Raw genomic sequence first — 20120 nt, forward strand, 5'->3', positions numbered from 1 at the left:
TCGTATGGCGTTGCATCCATCGCAAGAATCGCACTGCGGATACCGTCAGGGATAACACCGGCCGGCGGTTCGTATTTATCGAACTCACGCCGCTTTTTGTGTCCGACCTCGGCGAGCATTTCGTCGCTGATCGCAATCCCTGGCGATTTTGGCGCCTCCTGCACTGGCGGCGCCTCGCCACTCGTTTTTTTTCGCTTAAAGGGCCACATCAAATACTCTCCAAAAAGTCGTCGGAAATGAGCATTGGCATTTCCATTGGGGCGTAGGCGATCATTGCCGAGTCTGCGAGGTTCGGTGATTTGGTGCCGTCAGGCTTTTTATCAACCACGATTTTCCCCACACCATTCACCGTGTAAGTGGGCTGGGATAATTCAATAACCAGCTTGTCCTTTTTTTTCATCGTCCCAGAGATGGAAATAATTTCGTCAGGATCAAACTCCATCCCTTCAGTCACTGCGCGGTAGGTTTTTTGGAACCGGGTACGCAGTGACCACCACCCCTGTGCTTTGGCATTGGCGAAAAAGTCCTTGTTAAGGCGGGCTGGCCGTCCGTTATCGCCACGAACGGCCTCGCCTTCGGGATCGAATACCGCGCCGCTACCGCGGAATGGCACAGCGACAATTGTCGGTATGTCCTCAGCTTCACGGTTTTCGTTTATTACCCGTGCGTCGCCGCGCGCCCCGGCCCCCAGACCGTCTGAGTCAAACCTGAAGTGATCAAGCAGTTGCTGATCGCAAATGTTAAAAGCTTTCTGAACGGTCCCAAAAATGTCGTCGCCCTTCCCCGACCACTCGTCGATATCCTCCAGGAGGAAGCCGTGACGGGACGTAAAGGCGTTGGTGTCCTTGCCCTCATCGGCAACATCCAACGCCCCCATACGCACGCCCGTTGGCTCGATGCCGAGCGCGATGTGAGCGTCGATCGCCGCCTGCACCCATGCAGACGGGATCAGCACGCCCTCGACGGATGCGCTGTAGTTGATGTCGATTTCTTGTGCCACGGTGACCGCGTCGAGTTCCTCTACCTGCTTGTCGTACCAAGCCTGGTCTTTGCGAGGGTCATCACGCCAGTGGAAAGTAAACACGTCGATCTTGCCGCTATGACGGCGCTCAGCGAAGGAGTTGGCCATGCCGTTCGGCGTTGAAATGTCCTGCCGGCAGTTGGTGGTGGCAGATAGCGAAGCATCAACCAGAGAAGGCCGCTCCAGGAACGCAGATTCGTCCACGATGTAGAAACTGGTGCGGTCACCACGCCCGATGCCGTCGCCGGCCTCACCGGTCATTGCTGATTCGGTTTCCGGGAACAGGATGCGCATGTGCGGCGCGTGCTGTTTGGCACTCCAGCCGCCGCGAAACTCCACCGGCAGCAAACCGATAAAGTTGCGAGCCTTGTCGAACAGAGACTTCGGTGAGCCGATTTTATCGACGTATTCTTCTTTGCGAGAGCCGAAGCCGGCGAAGACGCCCCGGTTAAACAGGCAGAGCGACGAAGCCATCCCTACCGTCAGCCACGACATGCCCATGTCGCGGGTTTTCTCCGTGATGCCGGGTTTTGATGCCCGCCAGTGCTCTACAAACCACTGGATCCACTCCTCCTGCTTTGGGAACAGCAGAAATGGGATGCGCGCCGGTAAGCCCCGCTCGACGTTGCGCGGATCAACCGTCATTCCCCAATCAATGATGAACTGGGCCGGGTTGTCCTTATAAAAGGCCTTCATGATTGGGAGCGATTCAGGATTAGCCCTGATGCGCTGCAGGCGCTCCATCCGCCATTCGAACACCTGTGTGTAATCTGGTTTTTTGAAGTTGAACGGGAATGGAATGGGCATAACGTGATCCATGTACCTTGTACTTCATTGACTAAAACAACATATTAATTGTTCTTAATAATCAGTGGAGGATGTATGTTACCGAATGTTAGTGTCAGACTTCTGGAATTAACCCGTGACCTTAATAATCAGGTTAAAATTGCAGCTATTTACGCTCTTGGAGAGGGTGGTGTTGCACTGCCAGCCATTACAGAAAGATTGTTAGAACTGAGTAATGATTTAAACAATGATGTAAAAATAGCGGCTACGAAAGCCTTGGGTCGCATGTCTCGCCCTGGGGAGTAAAGTTAATATTATGGATAATGCCGCCAATGTGATGGCGGCTTTACCCCATCAGCTTACGATAGGCCTCTGCAGCTTCTTCCGGCGTCAGGTTGACGCTTTCTGTTTTTACAGGGCCTCCATTTGGGCCACTGAGCTCAGTCTTGTTTTTCACCATGCCCAGGTGCTGCGCCACCATCTTCAGCGCGTCATCTTGATTGCGGGTGATCACCTCAATCCCGAACTTGCCCTCCTTAATGCCAGCGAAAAGCCGCCGGGCGGCGCCCGTCAAATCTCGGGAGTCGTGGAAGTGCGCGCGGCCAACGCCTGCGCCATTGCAGCGAGGGCATTCAGGGTTAGGATCCAGCATCGCATCAAAGCCGTAACCACCTCTGTCGGATGGCTCGGGTTTATTCGCTGCCTTGGCCTTCAGCGCCGCCTCCTCGTACTCCACAGCGTCCATCCACTGATACTGGTGGCCGAAGCCCCAGCAATAACGGCAGCATAACCGGCGGTACTCAGTGATCTGGTTGACGTCGGCCGTGGCGATGTCCCACCACATTCTTAGGACAGCATCCTGCGTTATCTGGGTGCGTCGTTCGCGAGCAGCCAGCGCGTCGCTGATTGCCCTGTTCACCTTAGCGTTTCTATACATGCGGCTGGCGCTGACATAGGCCGTGTTGCCTTCGCCCTTTCCACCCGCTCGTTTGTATGCAGCCGTCCTGTTCAGATCGATGAGGTACTCATTCACGAAACGCCACTGCATATCGTTTAACCCGTATTTGCGCGGGTCTAGGCCTGGCGTATCGTCATCCCCATAACCGTCATAAGGATTGATGTCATTATCCGAGGCGACTGCTTCTATGTTGGCTTTGGGACTAGTACGCACCTTTCCATTATGCGTACCGCTTTTGCGTACCTGCGTACCTTTTTGCGTACCGCTCTTTCCCTTGCGTACCCAGCCATGCTTTTTAGCGCGCTTCCTGATTGCCCCCTCACTGATGCCGTGTATCTCTGCCAGGTCGCGGAGAGAAAGTTGACCGGCACAGTAATCGCGCTCGAGGCAGCTTTCTTCCGGTTGTGACATAACGTTCTCCGAGAATAAAAAAAGCCACGGGCAACCATGATCTGAGTGATCGGTGGGTGTCGCCTGTGGCTTTGCTTGCGCATTACGCAGCACCTGGATAGATGCTCTGTGATGGGCAATAAAAAAACCCGCCGAAGCGGGCTCACTCATTGGGAGATTGGGCTGCTCATTTTAAAACGAACGGTAATCTCCAGGTTCTTATATGGTTTATTTTTTTCGAACCGCCACTTAGACATCGCCATAACAAGCGCATTATCGAACAAACCCCGAGGGCTTGACTCTATGATTCTTATCTCACTAATTTTTCCATCTTTATCAACGTCATATTTTACTTTTGCATATCCCTCTATCTTATTGTCATAAGCATAAATTGGGTATACAGGATTAACTCTGGATACAGGCTTCGGTTTAGGCCCTTCAGCTACACAAGCGTTGAGGGAGAAGACCGTTAGTATGGTTAATAAAAACTTGAGCATGACAAAATCCTTTTGACAAAATGTATAGTAGTCGCCCCTCACAAATGATAATGATTTTCAATAACCACGCAATTGTTATTCAATCACTTTAATCTAGTGGTAGCTCGCCGCCAGGCGTTGAGCGTCTCCACCTGGCCGGCGCAGATTAATAAAGCCGTTTGCAGCGCCAGCGCATGGCTGCCAATGTCGCCCCATGTGTCACCCTGCAATGTTGGCACCTCGCAGGGCGTGAACACCGATTCAGGGGGAAACAGCACGAGCGGCGCCGGCGGCGGTGTCCGTTCCGCGCAGGAGGCCAAGAACAGCACCAGGAGCAGTGCGGCGGGCGCACTCGTCATTTTTAATGGCATCCTGATATTTCCTCTGGTAGTTTTCGCCCTGCTGGCGCAGCTGCCGCTCTCTCCGTTGCTGTTCGGCCATCATTGCGCGATTACGGGCGTCATCCGCGCGCAGTGTGGTGATTAGCCCTGTCTGCTGCGCCAGCGTCTTTTTCTGCTCTGCAACCTGCTGGCGTGCCAGCTCCAACCGGTGCGACAACAGCGAGCTGTAACCACCCAGGCATATGGCCGTCACAAGCAGGAGCAACATTCCCCCGCCGGCCAGTTTTGAGAGCCAGGCGCTCATTTGTCCAATCCCCAGCAAGCCAGTTCGGCTTCCTGATCGCGCCGTACGATCTGCCCGTAGCAGTTATTCGAGCGGATGCGGCAATCTCGGCCAGCGTCGTATATCCAGCGGCGGATTTCGCGGCAGGCGCCAATACGGTCGCCGGCGTTCAACTTTTTGTAAAAAGTGGAAGTGAAGCACTTTCCGGGGCCGATGTTCCATGGACAGAACGAGGCGATCCCGACTTTCTGCGGTTCGGTCAGCGTTACCTTGACGTTGCGGTCTACCCAGTCGAGCGCCTTTTTCTGCTCGGCAGCGTCAATCTGCTTGCACTGTTCGGCGGTCAGGCGCTGCCCCTTCACAACCTTCTGGCCGTTGACCATCGTCACGCCGCCGCAAATTGTCCAGATGCCGACTCCGTCCTGGTATGCAGTCAGGCGCTGTCCTTCTTTTTCTTCCTGAAACTGCGACATCATGACCGGGGCCGATGCGCCGGCAGCAATCAACGCCAGCATAGCGGCGCTAAGTTTGGTCTTTATCGAAGCCACTACTCGCCCCCTATCAGGTCAACGTCTTGCGCGTTAATGTTCTTGTTTGAGCGGTCAATGAGGTACATTTTCAGTAACCTTTCTCGCCGGCACCTGAACCAAATACCCACGATGCACCCAATAACGGAACTGAGGATGCCGACAAAAATGCCGATCACCATCCACTCACTGGGCGAAAAATAATTTATTGCCCCGAGCAGCAGGCCAACCAACCAGCCGCCATGCGTGGCGCTATCTGCGATTTTTTCCGGCATGGATCTCATCCTTCCCCCTCGCCGGGGCATGCCCCGATCATCGGGTGATAAAAGCGAAAAACCGCCGGGAGGCGGTCGCTATGGTGATTCAGGTTTGGGATATGGCTTCGGGCTGAACAGCTTCGTGTTTAGCCGCCGGCGCGCCCGCTTGTTCAGAAAGCGGATATACCTGAACTGATTAAATGTGTGGGCGGTGGCGCGGTGTGCGTTCGCCTGCAAGAAATTTCCACGGGCGCCAGCCTTGCGCCCTTTCGTCGTCATGGCGATCTTGTGATACCACTCTCCGTCGAGCTCGTAGAACGTCGTTTGATGGCTGCCGACGTAATCGAAATTGCTCGCCTGATACACGACGCCGAACCGGCCGCACCGCTCGTCTGCAAACGTCTGCACCCAATCCACAGCGGGATAGAGCAACTTGATAGTTTTGAGCGCATAGCTGATTGCGCGCGATTCGGTGTTGCGCGGCATCCGGTCATGCACCCAGAGCCGGTTTAACTCCATGTATTCGCGGTTGCCGGTGCCGGTCACGACGCGCGCACCGCTGCTCGGGTTCATCGCGTAGCCCCACTGCATGACGCCCACCAGCTCGCGGCCGTCAAAAATACCCAGGTGCAAATAGGAGTTGTTCACTACGCGCTTGCTGTAGTGAAAATGGCTGATCACCAGGCGGGCAAGCCAAACCGGGATCGTTGCAACGTGGAGATCGTCACATCCATAACCGACGGTTTCGCCAGCGTAGACGATCGGCGCCGGCTTTCCGCTGGCGCGTGACACAACAGCATTTGAATGATTTTTCAATGTCTCGGCACTCCAATAGAGGGGTGTGCTCGTGACTGTTGACGCGGGCATGCTGCCTCGGGGAGCGGCAACTCCCCGGGGCGCCCATCTAAGCATACGTTTAGAAATAACTAAATTCTGATACAGAAAATAATCTTAAAGAGAAGGAATTGCCATCTTAAACATAAGCCTTAACTCCCCACCGTCTCACTCTCTACAACGGATATTTTTTTCCATTCATGTTTAATAACAGCATAAATGCATTCTTTTAGCTTTTCCATGTGGGGCGTGAGCTCGTCAAAATCAATATCCTCATCGGGTTCTCGATCTTTTAATAAGAATTCTCTAAGTTTATCGAGTGCGTCACTAACTCTCTGGGACCTTTCTTCCTCAGGATTTAGCAACAACTCAATTTTCGACTTTAGCAACCCAAGTTCGCTCATTGCGATCCTATGTTCTTCGTATAATTTCATATATAGGCTAGAAGCATTATCATTAGGATTATATTCGTCAACCATGCTGTTAAGACAATTAATCAATCCAGTTGCCATACCAATGAATTTCGCTGTGGATTCTCTAAGGTCGTTGATCCAAACTTGACGAGATGCAGATACAATTTGCTTGGTAATTGTTGTGCTGGATAATTTTTCTTGGTGCAATCGTTCATCTCGAATGTTTTTTGCATTCGTGACCATCGCCCAAATGGCAACAGCAGCAGGTATAAAACCAGCAACTAAACCTGATAAAAAAGTATCAAGCGCAAAATCAGTTTTCACAATTATATTCGGAAGGTGACTAACACTTAAAAATGCTTGTTGTAAAGGATCTTCACCGAAAAATTTAAACGGAATACCTTGCCAATCCATGATGCCCTCCATTTTAAAGGAGGTTATTTTAGCAAAAAACCCGCACAATGGCGGGTTTCTTTTTAATTTATCGCTGCGGATACAACTTCGCGAAGCTTACTCCAATTTAATCATTTTCCGCGCAAAGTCAACGATAAAATCGCTCGCTATTCATCTCAAATGCATCACTCATCGGACTGTAAAGCATGAATTCCGCCGTTTTCACCCACACCGCGACGCGCGTCTCGCAGGTGCGCATGCACCAATCAGGGCGATAATCATGCAGATCTGCGGCCATCTCCTTCAGGCTTTTTCCTTTCCCGATATAGCGCTGCTGAATGATAAATTTCAGCCCTGGGTAATCCAGCAGAACGGCACCGATCACCCGATCCATAATCGCCGCCTCCGAATCAGTGCAAAATGCCAGGCTGCTTTTTTGCTTCCCCTCCAAAATGTCGAGCAGGTACTGGCGCAATTCTTCCTGCTCACATCCCGCCTTTTTCAACTGATTGAGCGCCTGGGTGATCGCCGCTTTTGTCATCTTGTTGCTCGTCAGTAGTCGGTTGAACATGTTGCCGGCCCTGCCGAAACTTTCCATCCCTGACCACCGGCCCCACATTTTCAGCCGGCCTTGTATCCAAACGCGCTCCAATACACGCAAATGCAGCTCTTTGCCGTCGCCTTTACCGATGTTGTCGGGGTAGATCATAGCTTTCCTTCCTTTCTCAAAATTTCTTGCGTGCGCATGACGCCTTCGGCGTGCATCAGTCGGGCATCGTTCGCGTCGATAAAGCGCGTGCGGTGGTCTACTTCATCGTGGCAGGCGCTGCAGGCCCACGCGGCCTGCGTGTCGTCTGGTTTTATTGCAGTACCACAGGTTCCGGCCAACCGGTAATGCGCCAACACAGTGGTTTCTGGGTTGAAATTGCATACGCCGGGGATTCGCACCTGGCATTCTCGACCGCGAGCCTCTTTGGTTAATTTGCTCATGACGTGTACCCCATCAGCTGGGCTGCAGCGTTTTCTGCAGACTGTTGATCGGGGAAAGTGCGAAACAGGATGTAGTTCCAGAGCACATCAAGGACGGCTTTGTAAAATTCGCTGAATTCGATGTCGTCCATTTTGGCGAACGAGATCGACTTTGGCTCATTACGAGTGGTTCCGTCAGGCATGCTAAATTTGGTGTAGAAGCCCGCCTGAATAGTTACCCATGCCCGGAAAGCTTCGAATGACTTTGCGGCGCTGATATTCTCGGCTCGCTTTTCTGCTATATCCGCAAGATATTCATCGGCGGCGGCCTGCAACGCATCTTCACCGCCGGCGTAATATGCGAGGAATTTTACATACCCATTCACAAGCGCTTTGTCTGCGGGGGATATGGCGCCACCAGTCGGCTGCCAGTAGTCGAAGCCGAGATTCAGCAACGAGAACAGCTTGCGGTGAAATGCCGGGTTTCGGGCCTGTTTGAAATCGGCGTATAAAACAGAGCCGACTTTTTTGGATCGCAGAAAATCTCTGGCATCCCGGGTCGCGGGTACCAGTAGATCACCTGCTGCTTTGATGTACGAATACTGCGCCATTGAATGTTCTCCAGTAGCGCAGCAGTTGCTCAGAATTCGAACGGGCTGGGTGTTCAGTCCAGCCCGTTAATTATAGCGCGTTTCCATCAGGTCTAACAACTGAATAACCTGCGGATTTTGCCAAATCAATCAACGCGTTAAGTGATGCTATGTGCTCGTTTTCCTTAACAACCCGAGCACTAGTTATACTGCCATTATCGCAGGTAAGAACTACTCTTCCAGTATCGGGCAAATCATAAAAAACATCTGAAATATCAATCAAGTAATTATCTCTGTTTATTGGAACTCACCAATATTTAATCAAATTACTATATATTCAGACAGCATTTGTCGTTGTGTGATTTACCAACCAATGCTGTAAGCACAAAGCTTGATATATAAAAATTTTTAGTTATGCTTCAATATCAGCAACGTCTAAATTATGATTCTCTACGTTGCTTTCGAACTTTGTACCAATAAGACCTGGCCCGTAAATCATTACCTCCGATCCTTTCTTCTTGACTTGGGCAGTATAACTGAGAAAATACTCATCTTGTTTGTAACCTTGATAAATATTTTTTATTTCAGAAACGTTATCGTATGAAACAATCCAAGGATGATTAACATTTGATAATACATCACAAATTTCAACGTGATCATTGTGCGTATAAAAATTACGATATAATACCGCACCGTTTACATAGTATGGTGGATCTAGATATATCAAGCAATTGCTAGGCAAGTCAGGTACAATTTTAGTTAATAACTCAACTGCATCTAAGTTGTAGACCTTAATCCTATCTCGAAAAGAGGAGATCTTTTTTATTCTTTTTATCAAATCCTCTTTATTATACCTAGCATCTAACTTCCATTTCCCTAATTGTTTTTTTCCACCGATAACACCAGCTTTTAATATACCAGATCTATTCACTCTATTTAAAAAGAATGCAGCAAAACCAACCTCTAAGACGCTATGTTTTTCAGTTGAGGAAATAATTTCTTTTTGTTTATACCAACTATCTATGTTTACACTCACAGAGCGAATCATCTGGCATAGATCATCTGTGTGATCCAATACAGATACCCAAAAGGAATATATAGCTGGGTCAGCATCGTTGATATGGATAGTAGACACATATTCAGTGCATAATAACTCTAAAGCCACCCCTGCACCACCTGCATATGGCTCTACATAGTGACCATCAAGGAGATTGTTCCTTTTAATTATATCCTTGATAAATCTAGAAAACTTCCCCTTACCACCAGGATATCTTAACGGAGTGAAGAACTCTTTTCCAGCCACTGGCATCTCCCTGAACTTTCGACTTTAACGCTATTAGAACACAAAAAATGCCAGTTGGCCATCTCCGACCTATGCCCAAATCGCCACAATCAGTGGCTTGTAATCTTCAGCTACGATCTTAAGTTCCGACGGGATTGGTGAACTGGTCGTACTGTGAACAAATTCATTAAAGTGATCTACTGACCCCAAAGTATCCCTGCCAGCGGCTCTCTTGCAAATGGCTCTTGATTGTCCTTTCCCCCAGATCCCTTTCGATTCTAGGTCCATGGCAACACTTTGTATTTTCAATGAAAGATTTGAGTCAGCCAGACTCAACTCCTTCTTGTTATCACTCCTCAACACTGGCGAGCCGGATATCTTTTGTGAACTTATATAATGATTACAACTCAGCTCAAGAAAAACTCGAAAAACAATAGCAGCAGAATTTGGAACTTTATCCACTAGCAACCTAGATTTTAAGTCTCTGTATATTTCATTCACTCTTGGTTGATTAATGCTCAACGGATAGTTAATTAAGTACTTTCTCGCTGTACTCGGCGGACGCGGGCGCACCTTGGGTTCATCCTTCTCGCCATCTAAACCACCAGCTCCGGCTTCAGCTCCGGCTTCAGCTCCGGCTTCAGCTCCGGCTTCAGCTCCAGCTCCAGCTCCAGCTCCAGCTCCAGCTCCAGCTCCAGCTCCAGCTCCAGCTCCAGCTCCAGCTCCAGACTTATCGGCCTTCTCTTTTAGTGAAAGAGGTAATATATTCTCTGGTATTCTTGATATGAAGTCTTTTCTATCCTGGTCGTTATAAATATCGTCAACGTTCATACCATCTTGAACAAAAAGGCAAATGGCATATTCAAGAGCTGGGACAATAAATTTAATATCAACCATAGGTGTTAGCTTTTTACTAACTATTTTCAATTGAAATGCATCTTGGCCAGGCTTGCTAGAGAACAATCGACTCAGTGAAGTAACAGGGATTTGATTTACGCCATCTTTTACTTCATCTGTGAACTCTTCGTTATCGTTGACAAACTGCCTAATTTGACGCCCTACAGATTCAGATGTTCCTTGTCGAGCTCTATAATCATCGATAATATCACCTTTCCAACCTACGCGACCAACACCTCCATTTTCGCCTGTATGTTTTAGTTCCAGCCAGATTGCGCCATCTTCACGAGAATTAACAACGCCACAATCAATACTACTTATTGAGTCTAGGTTAGTATTCTCATGTACCTTCCTAAAATCCCTCACCATTTTGTCAATAGGGCAAGCATCTGGAGTGAAAATCAACTTAAGTGCGGTTAATCTTCTATTTCCTTCTATTACAATATATTTTTTATCGACATCTTGATAAACAAGCTGTAATTCCGTCGGATCGAGTCCATAAGTAGAAATGTGCTCAGCCAGCTTTAGTATTTTTCTTGCTTCAATATCTGAGCTCATCATTAATGCTATGGCTTCATGTTGACTACTAGCCGTATCCTGACCAAATCTAACATTTTCCAAGTCTAATTTTAAATTTGAAATTTGTATTTCTTGGATATTTCTTTTCATTTCAGTCCCTTTCGTCAAGATATAAACCGACAAGTCTAAGCCTAAAAAATCAAACATCTCCAATGATAATATTAAGTTAAAGTCATGAATCACTACAATACTGTTTTTATAAACATACACCACACCAAATAATGCCAATTGCAATAATAATCTCAGTAATTTATTTCACTGCTATTATTTGAAGTGATTTACTAAATAGCCCGCTAGTTGAAGATTACCCAATCGTTCAAATATGTCACAGCCCCTTCCCCTCTCTGCGATCACGCCAGTAATTCAGGCGTGCTCTGAAATGTTCCCGGTATTGCTCCGGCGCCTCTTCAATCGCCACCAGCACCCTAGTGCGGGTGATCTTCCGCGCGAATAAATCGCGTACCAGGCCACAGGCGCGCAGGTCGAACTGCTCTAAATCGCGCTGTTCCAGCGTCCAGCTGCCTCGATTGAATGGCAGGCCGGGCGGTAGATAGTCCGATTGCCCGGCCATGGTTTATGCCCTCGATTCGGCCGCCAGACGGCGCATGACGTCTTTCTCACGTGGGGGTAACCCACTTGCCACGCTTTTCATGATTTCGCGGCGTACGGCCGTTATAGGCTTCAGGATGTGCAACACCCGATCGAGGGGCATGCGGAGCATCAGCGCGATGCTTTCAGGAGAGCGCCCCAGGCGCTGCAGCTCGTAGATACCGGTCATCACCCGGCGGCCGTAGCTGATGCGGTCACCGATTTTTACGATCGGGCCGGACTCGGCTGCCGGCCGGGCGACGCGTTGGGGTTTTGGCGGTGGGCAGTACGGCGCGCGGGAACGGGCGCGGGCCGCCTGGTTGATTCTGTCCATGATGGCCGGCAGGTGATCACAGCCGTCATCCATCACAAACCGCTTATCGCGGATCATTTCGTTGATAGTGCTCATGGTCTTTCCTCGTTTTGGTCGTTCAAGCGCTGGTCAGGCGCCGGTTAAAAACTCTTTGTCGCTTCGTTCTTGTCGGCGTAGCGCCGCTCTCTCGCTTGCCCGGTTTGCGCCCGGCGCGCGGCCTCCTCGTCGGTTATGTCTCGGATATATCCGTTTTCCAGCAGCGCATACGCGGTGCCAGTAGCGCCCTCGCGGTTCAGGCGCAAAATCACTTCCATCAGCTGCGGGTCTGCGCCTTTGGTGTATACGGCCTCGCGGTACAGGCCGATCCACACGTCGCAATCCTGCTCGATCTGGCCTGTGTCCTTACTGTCGCTCGGCACCGGGCGCTTGTCGGCACGGTCTTCGAGTTTGCGGTTCAGCTGGGTCAGCAGCAGCACCGGGCAATCCAATTCTTTGGCCAGATTTTTCAGGCCAGTGGTGATATCGCCATACGCAATATCGCGGCGCTCGGCTTCCTCGGCTTTCATCAGGGTCAGGTAGTCGATCGCCACCAGCCCCACCGTGCCGCGCTGGCGCTTCACTTTGCGGCACTCCGCCACGATGTGCGCCAGCGTCACGCCCGGCGTGCTGTCGATCATCAGGTTCGACTCGGCCAGCTCGGCAGCTTTGGCCATGGCGCGCGCCATGTCGCTGTCGTCGTGGGCGCCAACGTAGAAAATTTCCGACTTCACGCGGGCCTCTTGGGCAACCATCCGCTCGATGATTCCCCGATCGGTCATTTCCAGGCTGAAAACGAGTGTCGGCAGCCGGTGGTTCAGTGCAAAGTGCGCGCTGATTTTGTTGTACAGCGCTGTTTTGCCCATCTTCGGGCGGGCACCCACCACAACCAGCGCGCCACGCAGTACCTGTTTCGGGTGCATCAGCCGGTCGAGGCTCTCGATCCCCAACGTCAGGCCGGCGGCGCTGTCCGGGTCTTGGAAGCGGCGATCCATTTCATCCACCCATTCGCCGATCACTTCCCCTGCCACGCGCAGGCCGCCGCGTTTGCCGGTTTTCGCATGGTCGGATACGGCGGTAATCATCTGCTGCACGCTGACCAGCTTGTTCGCCGCGTCCATGCCGTTGTTGGCGCCAACCAGCTCAACGCAGGCGTAAAGCTTCTCCAGCGCGTAGCGGAGAACGGCTTTCTCTCGCACGGCATGCGCATAGCTGACCATCGCCGGGACGCTGGTATTCCTGCCGGTTTCCGCCAGGTACGCGAACCCACCTACTTGCTCCAGTACGCCCTTGCTCTCGAGCGAATCGCTCAGGGTAATCAGGTCAGTCGGTCGGCTGGCGTTCACCAACGCGCGCAGCTCGGTGAAAATTATCCGGTGCGCCGCCAGGTAGAACGATTCCGGTTTCAGCAGGCCGAACACAGCCGCCGCCCTGTCGTGCTCAGTGTTGTGCATCAGGCTGCCGAGAATGGCCTGCTCCAGGTCGATGTTGTACGGTGCGGCCGGCAGGTTATCGATCATCGGCGCGGCCCTCTTTCACGGCGACATAGCAGCGCTCGGTGATCAGGTAGTCGAAGTTTTTGCGGCGCCATTGGCCACCGCGGCCGTTCGGTCGGTCTTCCAGCATCCACCGGCAGTTATCGGCGATAAACTGCAGGTACAGCTCCCAGCGGGTTTCCGTGAATTTAAATTTCTTCCAGAAGCTGCGCAGCGTGCGCTTGCGTGCGTCTGTCAGGATTTGAACCGATGGCATTTCCGGTAGCTTGGCGTGATAGGTTTCGAGGATTTTTTGATAATCCATCCGATCGGCCTGCGGCTGTTCTGGGTGATCAGCGCCAGCTGATCCACCAACAATAGGTTCATTGACTGATTCAAAAGAATGACTGATTCTGGGTGCAGCTCCTGCACCCTCCCCCCCTGCAGCAGATGCACCCATGGATGCAGGATTTGCACCATAGGGTGCAGCATTTGCACCATACCCACCCAGCACTAAGTGATAGATATTTGAGCGGTTCAAGCCGTTCTCGGCTTTGCGCTCTTCGATACGCACCAGACCGTCTTTGACCAGCTGCTGAATGTGATTTTGGGCGGAGCGCTTGGAGATTTCGCACTGCTCAGCGATGTACTGAACCGCCGGCCAGCACTCCCCCTGATCGTTGGCATTGTCGGCCAGTTTCAGCAGCACCAATTTGCGCAGCGGGTTGCCGACTTTGATTTTCATGGCCCGCACCATCAGTTCCATGCTCATGATCAGATCCCCAGCGCATCCGCTATCTGGCGGCACGCGTCCTGGTACTGCTCCGGCGATAAATTGAGTTGGCGCAGCGCGGCCTTGCTCTGCTCGTATTGTTCCCAGACCGACAGCGCAGCAGCGCGCCGGCCTTCAAAAATTGGCTCGATCTCTTCCCGGTGCGCTGGCGCACCGTTCAGCTTGTAGCCGTTCCGCCAGGTGATGCGGTCGATTGAATTGAGCATTGGTCTTTCCTCGGTACAAAGTTTTTACGCGGCGCTGGTCAGGCGCTGGGTTTCCTGCAGGGCGACAAGTGCGCCGGCAATGCGCTGCGGCGTGTCACAGGCACCTAGCAGGATTGCGATAATCGCGGCGGCAAATTCACGGATGGCCACCGAAAGCAAATACTGCTGAGTCGGGCCGGCCAACCGGGCGCGCCGTTCGGCCGGCAGTGCGGCTAGCATGGCGTCGGCCAGTTCCAGCACCTTCTCACGCGCGGCTTTCGACTCGCTGCGCATGTGGCGAAATATCGCCTGCCGGTTGGTGTTGATCGCCCGCCAGTCCGCGGCGCCGGTTTCATCCTCGATCGGATACAGCCGAACCCGGCCACCGTCAGCGCCGAGCTGGAACCATGCGCGGGTGATCTCGATAGCAACGTGTTCCTGCCCCTGCTCTGCCGCCCAGCTCACGATCTCGTTTTTCAGTTTTTCGATGTTTTCCACTTCGCGTCTCCTGTCGCTCGAACCCGATTACGCATAATCAGATTTTGGTGGGGTTGGTTGTTAAGCTGCATCCGTTGGTTTCGGTTGCTGGTATGCCGCAGGGTTGTAAGACAGCTCACCATCAGTTAAGCGATCTAAACGAGCAGCACGTCGCTCGGGAATTTGCTTCCCCCAGCGCGATACTGAAGCCTGCGAAACGCCTGCGGCTTCAGCGAGTTTGGTTTTATTTCCGAAGAATTTAACTGCGTCTTCAGTAAGCATTCTTGCCTCCTGTGATTAACATTTGTTTGAAAATTACAACTTAACAAAAGCTAAGTCAAATTAATTTATAGTAACTGGATGAAAATGACCTCATTAAGCGACCGCATGAAGATGCGCAGGACAGAACTGGACATTTCACAGCAGCGACTGGCTGACGCTGTGAAGGTTTCTCACGTCACAGTTTTTAAATGGGAGAACGGAGACACTGAACCGAAAGGCAAAAACCTTTTTCTATTGTCTAAGGCTCTTCGCTGTACTCCTACCTGGTTGCTTTATGGTGATGAAGATCAAACCCCACTTCCTGCCGAGCAGTTGCCGGTAGAGCTTGACGAACGACAAGCCAAGCTCATCGAACTATTTGATTCTCTTCCTGAATCAGAGAAAGATCGCCACCTCGCTGATCTCGAGGCCAAGGTCAACGACTTCAACGCTCTTTTTGAAGAACTTTTGACCGCAAGAAAAAACTCAAAGAAAAAATAAACTAAACATCAATTAGTTATACCGCAAAATGCAAAAGCTTAACTTTTTGCAAGTTATTTTATTGACCTATAACTTACCTTTAGTTAAGCTAATTCCCATCAACAGCGCACTAACCCTGCAGCGGTTGTTCAGAAATGTTCCGCCAGCCGGGCGATACGCGGCAAAGAATTTAAACGTGGTGGTCGTAACTTCGGGGCGTTGTTCTCGGCCACCACAACCAGAAAGACCATGCTGTGTGAGATTTGGCCCCGAGCCTCGGGGCATTTTTTTAACGCGGCAATCGAGGAAAGACCAGCGGGCCTAACCAGCCCTGACGGCCGGGAAAGACCGGCACCTAATTTTAGGCAGTAAAAAGCCCGCACAAGGCGGGCTGATTACCCCGAGTTTACATCTCGGGGAGATGGATGAAAGGGGACCAACCCAATCATCAGGTTGCGTAGGGGACCAACCCTACGCAGAGGAAAGACCAGCTGCTTACGCTACTGATCAGTAAGCAGTATATCAGGAGTCGCTATGAAAGCACTACAGATACCCGTCACGCTGTTTATCCACGCGAACGTTAGCCAGTACACGCAAGAGAAAATCTCTGTGTTCACCATGGACATGTCTCAGTACCCGGAATACGTGCTGCTGGAAACCCGCACAATCCACATCGACGTTAACCAGCCTGAACCGATCGACATCATCGGGAAACAGGTTGAAGCGTTGCAACTGGAAAAAGCCCGTCTGGCCGACGCCACTTACAAACGCATTGCCGAGATCGACGATCAGGTACAGCAGCTGCTTTGCATTGAGCACTGCCCTGTCGACGCCGACGAACTCCCGTACTGAGGGCGTGGCCATGGATATCGAAACCCACAACCTGAGCGCCGAGCTGGCGCTATGGCAACTCCATGATGATGCCGGGCAGCGCGACCAATTCGAAGCCGCCGCGACGCACGGCTATTCCGACGAAGCGATCGAGGTGTTCACCCACATCGACGGCACCGCCGCCGACACCCGCGACCGCCTGCTGATGGCAGTAATGATGGCGACGCCTGACACCCTGCAGCAGCGCCAGCGTGAGCTTTACAGCTGGTATTGCGACAACGTGACAGCCGTAGCACGCGAGAAGTTTTAACCCACCCCGGCGCCTGACCAGCGCCGATTTTTAACAGAGGAAAGACCAAAAATGCCTATCTACATTTCACTTTTTGAGCCGAAGAAAAAGGCTCTGGTTAACGGCGCGGTGGCGCTGGTGATCGCGCTTGATGCGCCGAACAAGAAAGCGGCCGAGGGTATCGCGATCGGCAAGCTTTACGAAAAATATCCTGAAAGCGTTGATAACTTTTTCGGGGCGAAAACCGTGGAAGATCAGACCGGGCACCCTCGCCCGGTTATTGGCCAATTCGATGAAAAGTTTGCCGCTGAGAACGTGTTCGACGGCAACGCGTGGACGCCAAAAGAGCCAGAGCCGGAAGTGCCGGCCGGCCCTATCGACCTGATGGCGCAGCCTGCCAACGTTCGGATCGCCGCCGTTGTGATGTACGGTGATGCCGAGATCGATGATAGCCAGTTATCGCTGGTTGTGGATTTGCTCAATGACGAGGAAACGCCAGATGATACCGGCATGCGCGCGGTGATCGACGGGCTTGTATCAGTTCCCGCTGTCGGCGCCATGTACCCCGCATCCGTCTACAAATTGGTTTCAGCACTGTTCCAAAACACTACTGCCATGCCGACCGAAGAAGCCACCACCGCATTCGCGCAGGCCTGGGTCGACAAGCCTGACGATCGCGAAAACCTCAAGCAGAACAGCACCAGCACCAGCACCAGCACCAGCACCGATAATACCGGCGGCGCGGTCGACTACAACACGTTGAGCATGCACACGGCGTTATCGATCATGGGCGTTAATCCTGCTGAAGCGAAAGCGGCTGACGTGAAGAACGCCAAAGAGATTATCGCCAACCGCGATAACGCCTGGCGCGCGTGGGACAAAACGCTGCGTGTGATCGTCGGCATTCTCAACGTCGAAACCGACGTGCGCCACGGCATCATTTCCGATGGACTGAAAAACCTGAAGCTGATCAGCGACGACGCCGAACGCCTGCACTTTGTGAAATCCCGTCTTGCTGGCCACCCTGCATGCGCCGAGCTGACGGACTATGGCAAGGACGACGAGAAGCCGGTCGAGGTGGCCAACCTTGGCGGCGGCCGCTTTTCAATCGACGGCCTGATCGGCAGCGGTGAGCAGCAGCATGCGGAGACCGGCCCGGCGCAATCTGCCGCCTCAAATCAAGGTGAAAAAACGGAAGTGGCGCAGCAGCAAGTTACCGACGCAGCAGCGGCGCAAGCCAAGCAGCAACTGGATCAGATGGGTTATGGCGTTTACGCCAACGCACCAGCGGAGAAATCCCCGCAACTGCAGCAGGCAGAAGAAAACGCCGACCGCGCAGAAGCACTGGCGCAGCAGCTGAAAGCCGACGATTTCCAGCAGCGCGCTGCGCAGGTTGAGCAGGTAATCGCTGAGCAATCGGCGGAGGATGGCGACAACCTCGGAATCTGGAACCGCGTTTATAAGACCGATGCCAAGTTTACCAAGGCATTCAGCAATAACGGCGGCGGCACATCGATCAACGGCACATACATGGTGATGCAGGCCACCAAAGTATTCGGGCCACAGGGCATTAACTGGGGTGTAGAAATCATCGAAGAGCGTTTCGATAACGGCGCTCCAATCATGCGATCGGTGAAGCAGCAGGACGGGAGCTTTATTCAAGAGATCATTCCGAACGGCGCCGGCGGTTATCTGTGTGAGGTAAACCACACTGTGAAATTCCGCCTGTGGTACAAGCACAGCGGTCAGACTGGCGAGGTGATCGCTTATGGCTGCACGCCATACGTTTACAAGAGCAAAAACGGTCCACTCAGCGATGGTGAAGCCCCGAAAAAGTCTCTTACAGACGCCACCAAAAAAGCCCTGTCACAACTCGGCTTCTCCGCCGACGTGTTCCTCGGCCTGTACGACGATCTGACCTACCGCCAAGAGAACGATGCAGAATTCGCGCTCAAGAACGCCAGCGAGAAAGCCGAAGGCGTAACCCGTATGCGTGAAGAGCTGGACAAGCATCTGGCGAAAGTGGCCGAGACCCTCAAAGGCGCGGTTACGGCGACTGAAGCAACCAAGGTTCACGGTTCTGTCGCCCGTGAGATTGAAGCCCATCGCAAGGCCGCCGACGGAAAAGGCGATAAAGAGTTTGCCCAATACCTGGCCGGCCGACTGCGCCGACTGACCGCCCTGAAAGATGAACGCATCGCCGCACTGACCGAGGAGAAAGCATCATGAGCACTACCGCCATTGCACTGGCCGCTGATTACGCCAAGTTTCACGAACTGATCGAAGCCTCCGACGATCTGACGCCGGAGATGATCGCCGACACACTGGAAGGCATTGAGGGAGCGCTGGGTGACAAACTGGACGCCGCCTTTATTCACGTTCGCAATATTGAGGGGCAAGCCGACACTCTGGCGGCGGAAATCAAACGCCTGACCGACCGTAAAAAGTCATTCGAGAACCGCGCAAAGTCGATCCGCAAGTATGTGCTGGCGTGTCTGTTGGCCAGCGGTCAGGGATCCATTAAAACCACGGCGAACACCTTCACTGCGCGCAAAGGATCCGCGAGCGTGGTGGTCGACAATGCCGACCTGCTGCCTGATGAACTGGTGACGGTGCAAACGGTGGTAGCGCCGGACAAGAAAGCCATCAAAGAGGCAATCGAGAACGGCGTGGAAGTCAAAGGCGCGCATATCGAAATCGGCGAACCGTCGCTGCAGGTGCGTTAATCATCCGGCCCCGGCGACGGGGCCAATACTGAGGATCTCACATGCTGAGAATGTACCTGGCCAAAGGCGATGCGGTGCACGTGACCTTCCCTGACGGTACCACCGGAATCATTGAGGCCGAGAGCCGCGGCGAGCTGGCTTTCCACTTCCCGCAATCTGTACGCCTGACACGCGAGAAAGAAGCCTTTAAAAAACCAATTACGCCTAATCAGAAATAACCACCCCCGCCATGTTTGCATTGTTGGAAACCACACAACGGGGAACGGTAGCACGCCTACGGCGTGAGCTCGTCTGCTGCGCAGCCGAAGTCCTTTCCACCCTCATCGCCGTATTTTATACTGCCTTTCATGTACATACCGCGCCCCGCAAAGCTCCTGTTCCAGCACGATGAAGGCTGGGAACGCTTCCTCGAGAAAAATGGTCATCAACTCAGCGACTGGACCAAACTCTCCGTCGAGCGCATGCTTGCCTGCGGTACCTGCGCCATGGGTGTGCGACGCTATTGCTGCAGCTCGCCTGACTGCACACACTCTCGCTTTCTCTGCCAGACCTGCAAGTCCAAGGCCTGTAGCAGCTGTGGCCTAAAAGGCACCGAACAGTGGATTGCCGAGCAGCAGCACATCCTGCCCGACTGCGACTGGCAACACATCACCTTCACCATGCCGCACTT

At 52.4% G+C, this 20120-nt stretch carries 30 protein-coding genes and 1 pseudogene; 8 read left to right on the forward strand and 23 right to left on the reverse strand.

Features of this window, described 5'->3' with window-relative positions; translation table 11 throughout:
• Positions 1 to 209: pseudogene (locus AC4PR2_RS25310) on the reverse strand (DUF1073 domain-containing protein); the annotation flags it as partial.
• The gene (locus AC4PR2_RS25315; protein WP_492175626.1) at positions 209 to 1828 is read right to left on the reverse strand and encodes a TerL protein; all 1620 of its coding nucleotides are present in this window, start codon (positions 1826 to 1828) and stop codon (positions 209 to 211) included. The gene AC4PR2_RS25315 and the pseudogene AC4PR2_RS25310, both read right to left, overlap by 1 nt.
• A 75-nt stretch (positions 1829 to 1903) precedes the next feature.
• Here AC4PR2_RS25315 and AC4PR2_RS25320 point away from each other — a divergent pair, with 75 nt between their 5' ends.
• Entirely contained in the window at positions 1904 to 2113 is a 210-nt protein-coding gene (locus tag AC4PR2_RS25320) for a HEAT repeat domain-containing protein (RefSeq protein ID WP_492175627.1), read from the forward strand.
• Positions 2114 to 2153: 40 nt separating this feature from the next.
• Here AC4PR2_RS25320 and AC4PR2_RS25325 read toward each other — a convergent pair whose 3' ends face one another.
• The 21 genes from AC4PR2_RS25325 to AC4PR2_RS25425 all read right to left on the reverse strand — a co-directional run bounded on the left by AC4PR2_RS25325 (position 2154) and on the right by AC4PR2_RS25425 (position 15145).
• Positions 2154 to 3176: a terminase small subunit gene (locus AC4PR2_RS25325; protein ID WP_492175644.1), complete on the reverse strand. Its 1023-nt coding sequence runs from the start codon at positions 3174 to 3176 to the stop codon at positions 2154 to 2156.
• 146 nt (positions 3177 to 3322) lie between these two features.
• On the reverse strand, positions 3323 to 3652 hold the full coding sequence (locus AC4PR2_RS25330; protein ID WP_197769986.1) for a TonB family protein: 330 nt from the start codon (positions 3650 to 3652) through the stop codon (positions 3323 to 3325).
• An 83-nt stretch (positions 3653 to 3735) separates the two neighbouring features.
• A complete protein-coding gene (lysC, locus tag AC4PR2_RS25335; RefSeq protein WP_219230208.1) occupies positions 3736 to 4002 on the reverse strand; it encodes an Rz1-like lysis system protein LysC in 267 nt (88 codons plus the stop codon).
• Positions 3893 to 4276 carry a DUF2570 family protein gene (locus tag AC4PR2_RS25340; RefSeq protein ID WP_492175629.1) on the reverse strand — a complete coding sequence of 128 codons (384 nt, stop codon included), beginning with the start codon at positions 4274 to 4276 and terminating at the stop codon, positions 3893 to 3895. The genes lysC and AC4PR2_RS25340 overlap by 110 nt, the downstream gene beginning before the upstream one ends.
• On the reverse strand, positions 4273 to 4803 hold the full coding sequence (locus tag AC4PR2_RS25345; protein ID WP_261464148.1) for a lysozyme: 531 nt from the start codon (positions 4801 to 4803) through the stop codon (positions 4273 to 4275). The genes AC4PR2_RS25340 and AC4PR2_RS25345 overlap by 4 nt, the downstream gene beginning before the upstream one ends.
• The gene (locus AC4PR2_RS25350; RefSeq protein WP_197798316.1) at positions 4803 to 5057 is read right to left on the reverse strand and encodes a phage holin; all 255 of its coding nucleotides are present in this window, start codon (positions 5055 to 5057) and stop codon (positions 4803 to 4805) included. Before AC4PR2_RS25350 ends, AC4PR2_RS25345 begins: the two co-directional genes overlap by 1 nt.
• A gap of 78 nt (positions 5058 to 5135) precedes the next feature.
• Positions 5136 to 5855 (reverse strand): Mom family adenine methylcarbamoylation protein, encoded by a 720-nt coding sequence (locus AC4PR2_RS25355; RefSeq protein WP_197801525.1) that lies wholly within the window; start codon positions 5853 to 5855, stop codon positions 5136 to 5138.
• Positions 5856 to 6025: 170 nt separating this feature from the next.
• A complete protein-coding gene (locus AC4PR2_RS25360; protein ID WP_197801526.1) occupies positions 6026 to 6700 on the reverse strand; it encodes a hypothetical protein in 675 nt (224 codons plus the stop codon).
• Positions 6701 to 6827: 127 nt separating this feature from the next.
• Positions 6828 to 7388, reverse strand: coding sequence for a DUF1133 family protein (locus AC4PR2_RS25365; protein ID WP_492175630.1), 561 nt, complete (start codon positions 7386 to 7388; stop codon positions 6828 to 6830).
• Positions 7385 to 7669 (reverse strand): DUF1364 domain-containing protein, encoded by a 285-nt coding sequence (locus tag AC4PR2_RS25370; RefSeq protein ID WP_103682088.1) that lies wholly within the window; start codon positions 7667 to 7669, stop codon positions 7385 to 7387. The genes AC4PR2_RS25365 and AC4PR2_RS25370 overlap by 4 nt, the downstream gene beginning before the upstream one ends.
• Positions 7666 to 8259, reverse strand: a complete 594-nt coding sequence (locus AC4PR2_RS25375) for a DUF1367 family protein (protein WP_197801528.1) — start codon at positions 8257 to 8259, stop codon at positions 7666 to 7668. Before AC4PR2_RS25375 ends, AC4PR2_RS25370 begins: the two co-directional genes overlap by 4 nt.
• A 70-nt stretch (positions 8260 to 8329) precedes the next feature.
• A complete protein-coding gene (locus AC4PR2_RS25380) occupies positions 8330 to 8521 on the reverse strand; it encodes a hypothetical protein (protein WP_492175631.1) in 192 nt (63 codons plus the stop codon).
• Between the two features lie 129 nt (positions 8522 to 8650).
• Positions 8651 to 9541, reverse strand: a complete 891-nt coding sequence (locus AC4PR2_RS25385; protein WP_492175632.1) for a DNA adenine methylase — start codon at positions 9539 to 9541, stop codon at positions 8651 to 8653.
• Positions 9542 to 9610: 69 nt separating this feature from the next.
• Entirely contained in the window at positions 9611 to 11230 is a 1620-nt protein-coding gene (locus tag AC4PR2_RS25390; protein ID WP_492175633.1) for a hypothetical protein, read from the reverse strand.
• 91 nt (positions 11231 to 11321) lie between these two features.
• On the reverse strand, positions 11322 to 11567 hold the full coding sequence (locus AC4PR2_RS25395; RefSeq protein ID WP_492175634.1) for a hypothetical protein: 246 nt from the start codon (positions 11565 to 11567) through the stop codon (positions 11322 to 11324).
• A gap of 3 nt (positions 11568 to 11570) precedes the next feature.
• A complete protein-coding gene (locus tag AC4PR2_RS25400) occupies positions 11571 to 11993 on the reverse strand; it encodes a hypothetical protein (protein WP_492175635.1) in 423 nt (140 codons plus the stop codon).
• A gap of 44 nt (positions 11994 to 12037) precedes the next feature.
• Complete coding sequence (locus tag AC4PR2_RS25405; protein WP_492175636.1) at positions 12038 to 13453, reverse strand: DnaB-like helicase C-terminal domain-containing protein; 1416 nt, start codon at positions 13451 to 13453, stop codon at positions 12038 to 12040.
• Complete coding sequence (locus AC4PR2_RS25410) at positions 13443 to 14180, reverse strand: helix-turn-helix domain-containing protein (RefSeq protein WP_492175637.1); 738 nt, start codon at positions 14178 to 14180, stop codon at positions 13443 to 13445. Before AC4PR2_RS25410 ends, AC4PR2_RS25405 begins: the two co-directional genes overlap by 11 nt.
• A 2-nt stretch (positions 14181 to 14182) precedes the next feature.
• On the reverse strand, positions 14183 to 14407 hold the full coding sequence (locus AC4PR2_RS25415; protein WP_079451884.1) for a hypothetical protein: 225 nt from the start codon (positions 14405 to 14407) through the stop codon (positions 14183 to 14185).
• Between the two features lie 24 nt (positions 14408 to 14431).
• Positions 14432 to 14884, reverse strand: a complete 453-nt coding sequence (locus AC4PR2_RS25420) for a toxin YdaT family protein (RefSeq protein WP_492175638.1) — start codon at positions 14882 to 14884, stop codon at positions 14432 to 14434.
• Positions 14885 to 14944: 60 nt separating this feature from the next.
• The gene (locus AC4PR2_RS25425) at positions 14945 to 15145 is read right to left on the reverse strand and encodes a Cro/CI family transcriptional regulator (RefSeq protein ID WP_492175639.1); all 201 of its coding nucleotides are present in this window, start codon (positions 15143 to 15145) and stop codon (positions 14945 to 14947) included.
• A gap of 78 nt (positions 15146 to 15223) precedes the next feature.
• Here AC4PR2_RS25425 and AC4PR2_RS25430 point away from each other — a divergent pair, with 78 nt between their 5' ends.
• The 7 genes from AC4PR2_RS25430 to AC4PR2_RS25460 form a co-directional block, all read left to right on the forward strand.
• Positions 15224 to 15625 (forward strand): helix-turn-helix domain-containing protein, encoded by a 402-nt coding sequence (locus AC4PR2_RS25430; protein ID WP_492175640.1) that lies wholly within the window; start codon positions 15224 to 15226, stop codon positions 15623 to 15625.
• A 513-nt stretch (positions 15626 to 16138) separates the two neighbouring features.
• Positions 16139 to 16456: a hypothetical protein gene (locus AC4PR2_RS25435; RefSeq protein ID WP_060435313.1), complete on the forward strand. Its 318-nt coding sequence runs from the start codon at positions 16139 to 16141 to the stop codon at positions 16454 to 16456.
• Between the two features lie 10 nt (positions 16457 to 16466).
• The gene (locus tag AC4PR2_RS25440; protein ID WP_492175641.1) at positions 16467 to 16745 is read left to right on the forward strand and encodes a hypothetical protein; all 279 of its coding nucleotides are present in this window, start codon (positions 16467 to 16469) and stop codon (positions 16743 to 16745) included.
• 51 nt (positions 16746 to 16796) lie between these two features.
• Positions 16797 to 18953 (forward strand): phage-associated endonuclease, encoded by a 2157-nt coding sequence (locus AC4PR2_RS25445; RefSeq protein WP_492175642.1) that lies wholly within the window; start codon positions 16797 to 16799, stop codon positions 18951 to 18953.
• Entirely contained in the window at positions 18950 to 19450 is a 501-nt protein-coding gene (locus tag AC4PR2_RS25450; RefSeq protein WP_197751865.1) for a siphovirus Gp157 family protein, read from the forward strand. Before AC4PR2_RS25445 ends, AC4PR2_RS25450 begins: the two co-directional genes overlap by 4 nt.
• A gap of 41 nt (positions 19451 to 19491) precedes the next feature.
• On the forward strand, positions 19492 to 19668 hold the full coding sequence (locus AC4PR2_RS25455; RefSeq protein WP_168166355.1) for a hypothetical protein: 177 nt from the start codon (positions 19492 to 19494) through the stop codon (positions 19666 to 19668).
• Positions 19669 to 19797: 129 nt separating this feature from the next.
• The coding region (locus tag AC4PR2_RS25460) for a transposase zinc-binding domain-containing protein (protein WP_492175643.1) at positions 19798 to 20120 on the forward strand (323 nt) is incomplete at its 3' end.

The organism is Serratia sp. A07 (assembly GCF_058725505.1).

What these genes read in the sequence shown, in the direction of transcription:
- AC4PR2_RS25330 (WP_197769986.1), bottom strand. Translation starts at nt 3,652, where the DNA reads ATGCTCAAGTTTTTATTAACCATACTAACGGTCTTCTCCCTCAACGCT.
- AC4PR2_RS25350 (WP_197798316.1), bottom strand. Translation starts at nt 5,057, where the DNA reads ATGCCGGAAAAAATCGCAGATAGCGCCACGCATGGCGGCTGGTTGGTT.
- AC4PR2_RS25375 (WP_197801528.1), bottom strand. Translation starts at nt 8,259, where the DNA reads ATGGCGCAGTATTCGTACATCAAAGCAGCAGGTGATCTACTGGTACCC.
- AC4PR2_RS25425 (WP_492175639.1), bottom strand. Translation starts at nt 15,145, where the DNA reads ATGCTTACTGAAGACGCAGTTAAATTCTTCGGAAATAAAACCAAACTC.
- AC4PR2_RS25405 (WP_492175636.1), bottom strand. Translation starts at nt 13,453, where the DNA reads ATGATCGATAACCTGCCGGCCGCACCGTACAACATCGACCTGGAGCAG.
- AC4PR2_RS25395 (WP_492175634.1), bottom strand. Translation starts at nt 11,567, where the DNA reads ATGGCCGGGCAATCGGACTATCTACCGCCCGGCCTGCCATTCAATCGA.
- AC4PR2_RS25320 (WP_492175627.1), top strand. Translation starts at nt 1,904, where the DNA reads ATGTTACCGAATGTTAGTGTCAGACTTCTGGAATTAACCCGTGACCTT.
- AC4PR2_RS25365 (WP_492175630.1), bottom strand. Translation starts at nt 7,388, where the DNA reads ATGATCTACCCCGACAACATCGGTAAAGGCGACGGCAAAGAGCTGCAT.
- AC4PR2_RS25360 (WP_197801526.1), bottom strand. Translation starts at nt 6,700, where the DNA reads ATGGATTGGCAAGGTATTCCGTTTAAATTTTTCGGTGAAGATCCTTTA.
- AC4PR2_RS25410 (WP_492175637.1), bottom strand. Translation starts at nt 14,180, where the DNA reads ATGAGCATGGAACTGATGGTGCGGGCCATGAAAATCAAAGTCGGCAAC.
- AC4PR2_RS25415 (WP_079451884.1), bottom strand. Translation starts at nt 14,407, where the DNA reads ATGCTCAATTCAATCGACCGCATCACCTGGCGGAACGGCTACAAGCTG.
- AC4PR2_RS25315 (WP_492175626.1), bottom strand. Translation starts at nt 1,828, where the DNA reads ATGCCCATTCCATTCCCGTTCAACTTCAAAAAACCAGATTACACACAG.
- AC4PR2_RS25440 (WP_492175641.1), top strand. Translation starts at nt 16,467, where the DNA reads ATGGATATCGAAACCCACAACCTGAGCGCCGAGCTGGCGCTATGGCAA.
- AC4PR2_RS25325 (WP_492175644.1), bottom strand. Translation starts at nt 3,176, where the DNA reads ATGTCACAACCGGAAGAAAGCTGCCTCGAGCGCGATTACTGTGCCGGT.
- lysC (WP_219230208.1), bottom strand. Translation starts at nt 4,002, where the DNA reads ATGCCATTAAAAATGACGAGTGCGCCCGCCGCACTGCTCCTGGTGCTG.
- AC4PR2_RS25400 (WP_492175635.1), bottom strand. Translation starts at nt 11,993, where the DNA reads ATGAGCACTATCAACGAAATGATCCGCGATAAGCGGTTTGTGATGGAT.
- AC4PR2_RS25435 (WP_060435313.1), top strand. Translation starts at nt 16,139, where the DNA reads ATGAAAGCACTACAGATACCCGTCACGCTGTTTATCCACGCGAACGTT.
- AC4PR2_RS25455 (WP_168166355.1), top strand. Translation starts at nt 19,492, where the DNA reads ATGCTGAGAATGTACCTGGCCAAAGGCGATGCGGTGCACGTGACCTTC.
- AC4PR2_RS25450 (WP_197751865.1), top strand. Translation starts at nt 18,950, where the DNA reads ATGAGCACTACCGCCATTGCACTGGCCGCTGATTACGCCAAGTTTCAC.
- AC4PR2_RS25370 (WP_103682088.1), bottom strand. Translation starts at nt 7,669, where the DNA reads ATGAGCAAATTAACCAAAGAGGCTCGCGGTCGAGAATGCCAGGTGCGA.
- AC4PR2_RS25430 (WP_492175640.1), top strand. Translation starts at nt 15,224, where the DNA reads ATGAAAATGACCTCATTAAGCGACCGCATGAAGATGCGCAGGACAGAA.
- AC4PR2_RS25340 (WP_492175629.1), bottom strand. Translation starts at nt 4,276, where the DNA reads ATGAGCGCCTGGCTCTCAAAACTGGCCGGCGGGGGAATGTTGCTCCTG.
- AC4PR2_RS25445 (WP_492175642.1), top strand. Translation starts at nt 16,797, where the DNA reads ATGCCTATCTACATTTCACTTTTTGAGCCGAAGAAAAAGGCTCTGGTT.